General features: G+C 55.7%; 11 protein-coding genes. 4 read left to right on the top strand and 7 right to left on the bottom strand.

All coding sequences use genetic code 11. The annotated features are described in order from the left end of the window. Window positions 1-509 (top strand): hypothetical protein (locus tag BA066_05720; GenBank protein ID RDD53204.1); only part of this gene is annotated, 509 nt, incomplete at its 5' end. Here the strand turns inward: BA066_05720 and BA066_05715 are convergent. Genes BA066_05715 through BA066_05705 form a run of 3 tightly spaced genes read right to left on the bottom strand, consistent with a single transcriptional unit; the run spans window position 436 to window position 3,916 of the window. Continuing rightward, on the bottom strand, window positions 436-1,506 hold the full coding sequence (locus BA066_05715; GenBank protein ID RDD53203.1) for a hypothetical protein: 1,071 nt from the start codon (window positions 1,504-1,506) through the stop codon (window positions 436-438). The genes BA066_05720 and BA066_05715 overlap by 74 nt on opposite strands. Then, window positions 1,503-3,146 carry a hypothetical protein gene (locus tag BA066_05710; GenBank protein ID RDD53202.1) on the bottom strand — a complete coding sequence of 548 codons (1,644 nt, stop codon included), beginning with the start codon at window positions 3,144-3,146 and terminating at the stop codon, window positions 1,503-1,505. Before BA066_05710 ends, BA066_05715 begins: the two co-directional genes overlap by 4 nt. Beyond that, the gene (locus BA066_05705; protein ID RDD53201.1) at window positions 3,143-3,916 is read right to left on the bottom strand and encodes a hypothetical protein; all 774 of its coding nucleotides are present in this window, start codon (window positions 3,914-3,916) and stop codon (window positions 3,143-3,145) included. The genes BA066_05710 and BA066_05705 overlap by 4 nt, the downstream gene beginning before the upstream one ends. Window positions 3,917-3,969: 53 nt before the next feature. Here BA066_05705 and BA066_05700 point away from each other — a divergent pair, with 53 nt between their 5' ends. Beyond that, window positions 3,970-4,170, top strand: a complete 201-nt coding sequence (locus tag BA066_05700) for a hypothetical protein (GenBank protein ID RDD53200.1) — start codon at window positions 3,970-3,972, stop codon at window positions 4,168-4,170. 10 nt (window positions 4,171-4,180) lie between these two features. Here BA066_05700 and thpR read toward each other — a convergent pair whose 3' ends face one another. From thpR to BA066_05685, 3 genes are all read right to left on the bottom strand, one after another. Beyond that, window positions 4,181-4,744 (bottom strand): RNA 2',3'-cyclic phosphodiesterase, encoded by a 564-nt coding sequence (gene thpR, locus BA066_05695; GenBank protein ID RDD53199.1) that lies wholly within the window; start codon window positions 4,742-4,744, stop codon window positions 4,181-4,183. A 10-nt stretch (window positions 4,745-4,754) separates the two neighbouring features. Next, window positions 4,755-5,111, bottom strand: coding sequence for a cupin domain-containing protein (locus BA066_05690; protein RDD53198.1), 357 nt, complete (start codon window positions 5,109-5,111; stop codon window positions 4,755-4,757). Between the two features lie 202 nt (window positions 5,112-5,313). After that, window positions 5,314-6,207 carry a hypothetical protein gene (locus tag BA066_05685; protein ID RDD53197.1) on the bottom strand — a complete coding sequence of 298 codons (894 nt, stop codon included), beginning with the start codon at window positions 6,205-6,207 and terminating at the stop codon, window positions 5,314-5,316. Between the two features lie 52 nt (window positions 6,208-6,259). Here BA066_05685 and BA066_05680 point away from each other — a divergent pair, with 52 nt between their 5' ends. Then, window positions 6,260-6,703, top strand: coding sequence for an FAD synthase (locus BA066_05680; protein RDD53196.1), 444 nt, complete (start codon window positions 6,260-6,262; stop codon window positions 6,701-6,703). On the opposite strand, the gene BA066_05675 is transcribed toward BA066_05680, so the two are convergent. Beyond that, window positions 6,692-7,150, bottom strand: a complete 459-nt coding sequence (locus BA066_05675; protein ID RDD53195.1) for a hypothetical protein — start codon at window positions 7,148-7,150, stop codon at window positions 6,692-6,694. The genes BA066_05680 and BA066_05675 overlap by 12 nt on opposite strands. A gap of 62 nt (window positions 7,151-7,212) precedes the next feature. On the opposite strand from BA066_05675, the gene metG reads away from it, so the two are divergent. Continuing rightward, on the top strand, window positions 7,213-8,231 hold a 1,019-nt coding region (gene metG, locus BA066_05670), incomplete at its 3' end, for a methionine--tRNA ligase (protein RDD53194.1).

The following is an 8,231-nucleotide window of genomic DNA, read 5'->3' as shown; positions in this document are numbered from 1 at the left end:
ATGGGAGGGGGGGAATCCTAGATAAGATGAGGACCTTCCTATCAAAGATAAATGCGAGAGTGAAGCTCGACAATATTTCTCTCAGGGGAAGATTTGTTCCCGTGGGCGGGATCACCGATGAACTGGCTAGGGATGGCGTATTCCTCGTGGGCGACTCGGCCGGTATGGTGATACCATCCAATGGCGGGGGGATACATACGGCAGTGATCTCCGCCTATCTCCTCTCCATCTCCCTGGAGAGCGACTCCCCTGAGGTAAAGTATAAGGGACTTGTGTCTAAGCATGTGAAACCGCTAGTGGATGCTGGTCTCACCTACAGGAGGGCTGCGGATGCCCTGATGAGGCTGGGCATCCTCAAGAGAGTCGTTGGGATGATCCCCGACTCCTTGGTGGCCGAGGCCGTGACGGGAAACAGGGGTGGCTACCACCGGATCCTCAAGGTCGCCTCCTACCTCTATCCGCTGTCCAAGGGCAGATCCGGAAATCATCCAGCCTGTAAATGGGGTTAGCGCAATCACCGCACTCAAAGATGTTATCAAACTCATCTGAGAATGCTGAAGACTCCCTCGTCGACACTATGAAGCATCCGGCCCCTGATAGGGAGGAGATCATCCATCTGAGCTCATCCCTTATCCTAGGATTCACCCTCTCATCCGTGAGAGGGCTGAGAAGAGGAGCTATTACCAGGAAGTCCCTTTCCCTGTACACGGAGCACTGGAAGAGTGTCATGAGGGAGATCAGGTTCTTACCTTTAGCGCTTAGTCTGGATGCATCCAAGATCAGGACGCCTACGAGCTTAGGAAGAGCATCCTCCATCCTCAGTCCCTCGGAACTCGATGTGGAGATGAGGGGTTCGCACTCACCGATCCTTGGATCCCTCAGGACGGGAGGTCCTTCCCCCCTGAGCAGCGCCAGGACTGACGAGGGATCCGCCCCGGTCAGGTAAGAGAGGAGCTCTGAGAGGGTCACGTAGTAAGAGGATCCCAGGCTTCCCTGGTATCCGAACCAGATGTCCGTCGGATTGGCGATCCTATGCTCAATCTCCTTGAGCCTCGCGCGGGCATCCCCGTTCCAGTCGACTAGAACCACCCTCCTGTGCTTGGACATCTCCCGAGCTAGGGAGATGGCGACGGACCCCATCAGTCTAACGGACCTGCAGATCACGAGGTTAGATCCGTAGGAAGCATTTAGCAGGTTCACTTGGCCCTCCGGCTCCAGGATGATCTCGCTCCGAGCTTCCCGATGCCTCCTAGGCATCAGGGCCAGGAGCAGCGCTGGAGGGAAGATGAAGGAGAGGACGAGAAATAGGAGGAAGGTCCTCCCGACGGGTCCAGCCATCCTCAGGCTCGCGTATAGCATTATCGCGGATAGCGCCACACCATAAACCCTATGCCTATCCGGCACTACACCCCTGGCCGCCTCACTCAACAGGAGGAGGGCGGTGAGCGCGATGAGCAGGATCTGAAGGATCCTCCTGACACCTAGCTCCCTGCTTAGGAGCCTCAAAATTCTCCCTCTCTTAGCACGATACCGGCTAAGTCTAGGAGAATCCTTCCTTCAGCTCTGAGGATCAGCTGAGCCTGCTTCGGGGCTAGTTCATCGTTGAGAATGAAATCACGGATTCCCACCCTCAATAAGCTGCAGATCAAATCGACTGGGGGAAGGGATTCCTGCAGATCCACGAAGACCCACTTGAAGATCTCCCTGACCCTCCTGAGGAGATGCTCCAGCATCTCCTCATCCATCCCCGAGAGTATCTCGATGGGTATCAGGATCCCGGGGAACGTGCTGGAGACCCTCCTTGGGATCATGAGGAACCTCAGGTCGCGCGCATGAAGTATCAGCCTCGCATCCGGGGCGGCTGAGAGGATCCTCCTCCCCCTCTCCTCAGCGCTCGCCAGATCCTCCGATCTAAGGACGAGGTAACTTCCCCTGCACTTGGCTAGGATCTCCTCTCTGATGTCCTCAGCCTCTTCTATCACTATCAACGAGCGATCACATCCCTGCATGCCGGCCTGAGCCTGCGTGATGACTGAGCCATCCGCCAGCTCAAGTGAGCGACCCCTGATGTATACCCTGGAGGCCGGCAGGGGGAGGTGAGCCACCCCACTCACCCCCGCACTAGCGGGAACCCTTTCCGGCGCCTGGGTCCTCTCCGGGGGCGCCTGGCCCGGGACCCTCGATTCCAAGAGGACCATCACCTTCCTCTCTAGGGCCTTAACCTTGGGCTTTCCTGAGTCCTTGTAAGCCTGTATCACGAAGATAGAATCAGATCCCTCCTCGATCATCCACTCCACCACGGTGGGTGTTCCGAAGATGAGCGAGAGGTCCAAGGGGAGGCCCGCGACCCTCACCATCTCCTCCTTGGATAAGGAGGGCATGAGCCAGAGATCACTATCAACCCCAACCTCAACGAGACCGCGCTCCGTTGGCAGCAACTTGACCTTCTTCTCGTTAACCTCGCTTTCCGTCAGATCTCTTAGATCCAGGCTCATCTTGAATCTGTCGGTCGGGGATCCGTCGATGAGACCCCACGTGGACCTCACCAGGATCTCGCTCCTCCCAGCGGGGCAGCAGATCGAAACGCCCGAGGACCTCGGGATGACGGCTTGCTGCAGCATCAGCGCGAGTGACAGGTCCTCCGGATAGGCTCCAAGATCCAATACCCTGGCCACGGCCCTCAGGTTGAAGGAATCCGAAAGAACTTTTAGCAGGGCCTTCCGGATCTCCTCCTCGTTCGGACCGCAGTACCAAACTGGCATCCTTCCCTTCAGGTCCCCATCCGAGATGCCCGGCGAGAAGGGAGAGGGGCGAGCTATGAGAAACCCGCTGATCCTCCCCTCAACGGCGGACGCGACCTCCCTCACCAGGGCGTCCGGTATCCCCAGGGAGAGTATTCTAGATTTCAAATTTTTTTCCATCTCAATCAGACTTTCCCGGGAACTTCCCGATGCCAATTCCCTCGCTAGTTCAAATATTATATGCCTTATCCCAGAATCACTCAAAATCCTTGAAATCTCCGTCGAGGGGATTATCAGGGTTTCGGGGACCCTCATGCCGGCTGAGATCACCTTAGCCAGGTTCCAGGCCTTGGAGCCCACGATGGATTCAGGCTCTGGGAGCGCCTCCTGCAGCGACAGGATCATTCAATCACCTCAATCGAGATATCATCGTTCACCTCGGCCCCGAGCAGATCCGCTGCGCTTCCCCTTGCTAAGGAGATCTCCAACAGTTCGCTGCTCCCCCTTATCATGAGGAGTCCCCTGTAACTATAATGCGCCGATTTCTGCGCCTTCCCGATGGAATTACCTACCCTAACGATTGCCCTCTCGAAGTTAATGTAACTCCAAGGTATGTTCGTGACTATGTTCCCGAAATGATCTATGTTCCTCACCTCACCCTCTATTCTCTTTTCCTCCACCCTCACGCGCCAAAGATCAATCATCTCCATTCCCCTCTTCTCGAAGGACAGCTCATTTATGGATTTACCGCATGCCAGCATCGCGGCTATCGGTGCGAAGACGTCCCTCCCATCGAAGGTACCTGTTCTCCTCTCAGCAAGCCCTGTTCCCCTCAGGTCTATCTTGTGGACCTCATAAGATCCGATCCTCTGGATGGCCGGCCAGAACAGTCCGTTATCGGGGCCTACGAACACTAGATGCCCGGATTTGACAATTATGGGATCTCTCAGTGTGCCCACTCCTGGATCCACCACCCCCACGACTATGGAACCTCTCTCCAACCAGCTCACGCTCTGCCAAAGTATGAAGGCCCCATGCCTCACATCGAACTTGCGCACACCGTGGGACAAATCGACCACGTTCGCACCGGGGCATATGGATTTTATCACACCTTTCATGGCCCCCACGTAGTAATCTTGGTAACCGAAGTCGGTGAGCAGGTACAGAGTGGGCATCACAGCAGGAGGCCCCGCTATCTTTTAATAATTACCGCTTAGGCTCTGCCAATGTGAGGTGGCAGGGTCTCATCTTCGGAATAGGGGGAATCTCATTCATAGTGCTGTCATTCATAGTCCTCCTAGTCGATGATAAGACCTTCCTGTACATACTCAGGGCGCTCTCCTCCGTGGAGCTCGCGATAGTATCGATCCTCATGCTTATAATATCTTGGAAGCTGATAACGCTGAGGCCGGCCCCACCTGCGGCCTGATCTTGCTCCTTTATTTCCCCAGGCTCACCACATGAAGATCCCCGTATATCGGGCCCTCGGGCGTCAGGGTGCTCCTCTTCAGTTTGACCTCACTGACCGTCACGTAACCAACCCTCACGTCCGAGAGTCTCCTGATGACATCTGGCAGATTTCCCACGTGCCCCTTAACCCTAGCTATGGTCAGGTGGGGCTCTATTGCCCTCTTCTCCCTTTGGAACCCCAGTCTCGATAGGGCCCTGTCCAGCTCACTCGCCATCCTTATGAAGAGCTCCCTTCCCTCACCAGCCCCTATCCAGACGACGTTGGGCCTGCTTGCTGTTGGAAATGCCCCAACGGAGCTCAGCTCCATCTTGAATGGCTGAAAGTTCCTCAGGATATCATCCATGAGCCTCTTGATGATCTCGATTCGAGCCTCCTCGACGTTCCCCAGGAACTTGAGCGTGAAGTGTAGGTTCTCCCTCTCGACGGGCTTTAATTTGGCATTAGAGGAGAGGATCTCCTCCTGTATGGCCAGGATCTTTGCAACGATATCAGGATCGCTCACATCTATTGCTATGAAGCTCCTTACCGCCAAGCTCCCTACCCTACCTGTACTCGGGAGGGACTCCCGAGTTGGGGATCATGCAGATGAAGAGCATCTCCGTGGTGGCATGATACTCGTGAGGTATGTTCGGGGGCACGAGCACGGCGTTACCCTCAGAGACTTGATAGGTGTCCTCCCCAACCCTTATCCTTCCACTACCTTTCAGGATGAAGATCTCGTGCTCCCAGGGGTGAGAATGCTCCGGTATGACGCCGCCCGCCTCCACCCTGATCAGCCTCATGGCGAAGTTGGGGGCCCCATCCTTCGGGGAGATGAGCCACTTTATGTAGGCGCCTTTGGATCCAGCGACCTCAGAGAACTCAACGGAACCCGCATCCCTCACCAGAGCTGGGCTCATAAGCTGTCGGGATGCTGAATAATAAAAAGGTGGGGCTCAGTGGTTCATCTGTAATCATGCATCAGGTCTCGAAGCTCATGGATCACCTCCCACATCATCGCCCCGGCATGACCTAGGGGGAAGATCATAAAAGCATCATCGACGTGGGTGGGGCATCGCATCGGGAATCCATCAAAACTCGCTAGGATGAGCTCAACAGAATTCAAAGATCCATGAGGTCAAGCGAGAGGTGCCTCCTTATGACCTCCGCGACCTCGGTCACGGCCGATGGGGGGATCAGAGCCCCCGCCGCATGCTCGTGACCACCTCCCCCGAAGGACTCGGCCAGCCTCAGGGCCGTCAGTGGGGAGTCGGGTCTGCTCCTCAAGGAGAGCCTGAAGAGGCCATCGGATCCTCTAGTTAGAGTGCCCATCAGCTTGTAATCCCTCGATGCCAGCTGGATCAGCGGGACAAGGTAGGAGGGATAGCTCGTCACGTTGATGAGCAGGGCCTCCCCCCCGGGGAGGGAGAGGATCGTCTCGATCAATCCCCCGTACTCCCTGCCCAGGAGCTCTATCTCGGATCGCAGGGAGGGAAGTCCCACTAGATCCTTGGAACTTCTGGGAATCTGCATCAGGAGGTCCCTGCATACATCGATAAGCTTCCTTCTCCTCTCCTTAAACAGCTTCCTGATCGCCGAGGTGAAGATGGCCGACTCTAGATCCATCTCCCCGGAGTCGATGGCGTCCGTCAGATCGATCATCCCCGAGTACCTCATCACCCCGGGCTCCCAACCGGAGAGCATATCATAGAGGATCCTGGCGGTGGAGGGGGACTCGGGTCTGAGCACGTGGACCCTCACCCTGTCCAGCAATGACGCGTTCGAGATGTGATGATCTACCAAAACGCGGGCGCCCCCTTTGGGCGGTGGTAGATCCAGGACCAGGTCATAGCTGTCCTCGGAGTCCCTTATCTCGTAAGGGGCTGAGAAGTGGACTTTCAAACCCTCGGGCTTGACGGCCATCATGAGAGATGCCGAGGAGAGGCCATCTAGGTCCTCGCCATGACTGCATATCGAGAGCTTCTCCCTCTTCATCAGATCCTCGAGCATTCCCATGGAGCGATGCCTCGGATCCCTTTTTTAAATCTTGGGGAGGGTTGACCTTCGGATGGGACGCAGGGTGATGGTCGCAGGGACGTTCGACATACTGCACGAGGGTCACATAAAGATGCTGTGGGAGGCAAAGAACTTAGCTGGCGATGATGGGGAGCTCATAGTTGTCGTCGCGAGGGATGAGAACGTTAGGAGATTCAAGAAGAGGGATCCAGTGCTCGACGAATCTGTAAGAGCTTACATAGTGAAGAACCTGAAACCGGTTGACAGGGTCGTCATAGGTGATAAGGATCCCCTGGAATCGGTTGTGAAGCTGAGGCCGGATGTGATCGCTCTTGGCTACGATCAGTGGGCCGATGAGGAGTGGCTGAGGAGGGAGCTGGAGAGCAGAGGCTTGAAGGTCGAGGTGGTGAGGCTCCCGAAGTTCGGGGACAGTTCCACCTCTTACATAATAAGCAAGGTGCTGTCGCAATTCTGCTCACCCGTATCATCCGAATGACCTGATGAAAGATTCCAGGAAATCTTTCAGCATGGGCAGGATGTCCCCATCTATCTCGGGTCTTTCGTAAAGCCTTGCCTGTATTTGACCTATCAGCTCGAGGATGCCATCATCTCTCCCAAGCTTCCTGACCAGCGCAAGGGCCAGGCTCAGGGAGTCCAAGATCACACCGCAGATGGAGTCTCTCTCCTCCTCCCCGGAGCCCTCACAGAGGTCGATGCCGCTTGAGATGACCAGGGGGATCCCGCATATCAACGTGCCCAGGTCCCCTCCCACAGCGTTCTGCACGTTTTCCTCTAATATCTCGAAGAATAGATATCTCAGGTATCCGCTGAGCCTGCACAACGCTTTTAATTTCTCCCTATGATCAGCAGAGGATCTGAAATCCTCCAATAGCACGAGAAATTCCTCATTTGACTTTAGGATACAATCATCAGAAGCCCTCATCAGGGCTTGAATGCCTGGTGCACGCTTAAAATAGGTTACGCGGTGGACTCGCGAGATCCGGGATGAGGTGGATAGTCGCCTCCGCTTGGCCATATATAAACACGGTCCCGCACCTGGGCACCTTGATTCAGGTGCTCTCATCCGACGTGTTCGCGCGATTCCTCAGGAAGATTGGGGAAGAGGTGGTCTTCGTCTCGGGATCCGACGAGCACGGGACCCCGATAGAGATAGAGGCAATAAGGAGGGGAAGGCATCCCAGGGAGCTAACCGATGAGATGCATGAGTACGTGAGCGAGCTGTTCAGGAGCTTTGGGATAAGTTTCGATAACTACACCAGAACCGAGAGCGAGATTCACAAGGAGTTCGTCAGGGACTTCTACCTCAGGGTCTATGAGAACGGTCACATCTTTGAGATGGAGACGGAGCAGCTGTTCTGCCCGAAGGATGGGATGTTCCTTCCGGATAGGTTCGTCACTGGAAAGTGTCCGTACTGCGGGTACGAGGGGGCTCACGGGGATCAGTGCGAGCGTTGCGGCAGGCTCCTCAATCCCACCGACCTGATAGACCCTAAGTGCGCTCTATGCGGATCGGTCCCTGAGATGAGGAGAACCAAGCACTGGTTCTTCGATCTCCCGAAGTTCTCAAGAGAGCTGAGGAGGTATATAGAGAATAACGAGAATCTCCCCGCCAATGCGAGAGCGGCCTCACTATCGATGCTCGAGGAGGGACTCAAACCGAGATCCCTGACTAGGGACAACAAGTGGGGTATCCCAGCTCCCTTCCCCGGATCCGAGGGGAAGACAATTTACGTCTGGATGGAGGCCGTGCTGGGCTACGTCTCGGCGGTCAAGGAGTACTTCCACAGAAGGGGTGAGATAAGCAAATTCAATGAGTTCTGGAGGAACAGTGAGACGAGGTCCGTTTACTTCGTCGGTAAGGACAACATCCCGTTCCACACGATAATACTTCCCGCCCTCCTGATGGCGAGTGGAGAGGGCTATGTTCTCCCGTTCAACGTGGCCTCCACGGAGTTCCTGCTGTACGAGGGTGAGAAGTTCTCAAAGAGTGGCAGGGGGGGGAT

This window comes from Candidatus Korarchaeota archaeon NZ13-K (assembly GCA_003344655.1).
Lineage (GTDB): Archaea > Korarchaeota > Korarchaeia > Korarchaeales > Korarchaeaceae > Korarchaeum.
The sequence above is the reverse complement of the archived record's forward strand: the minus strand, read 5'-3'. Positions and strand labels throughout refer to the sequence as shown.

Excerpts from the sequence above, each read along its gene's own strand:
- BA066_05710 (RDD53202.1), bottom strand. The coding sequence starts at position 3,146 with ATGATCCTGTCGCTGCAGGAGGCGCTCCCAGAGCCTGAATCCATCGTG.
- BA066_05705 (RDD53201.1), bottom strand. The coding sequence starts at position 3,916 with ATGCCCACTCTGTACCTGCTCACCGACTTCGGTTACCAAGATTACTAC.
- BA066_05690 (RDD53198.1), bottom strand. The coding sequence starts at position 5,111 with ATGAGCCCAGCTCTGGTGAGGGATGCGGGTTCCGTTGAGTTCTCTGAG.
- BA066_05685 (RDD53197.1), bottom strand. The coding sequence starts at position 6,207 with ATGGGAATGCTCGAGGATCTGATGAAGAGGGAGAAGCTCTCGATATGC.
- BA066_05680 (RDD53196.1), top strand. The coding sequence starts at position 6,260 with ATGGGACGCAGGGTGATGGTCGCAGGGACGTTCGACATACTGCACGAG.
- BA066_05675 (RDD53195.1), bottom strand. The coding sequence starts at position 7,150 with ATGAGGGCTTCTGATGATTGTATCCTAAAGTCAAATGAGGAATTTCTC.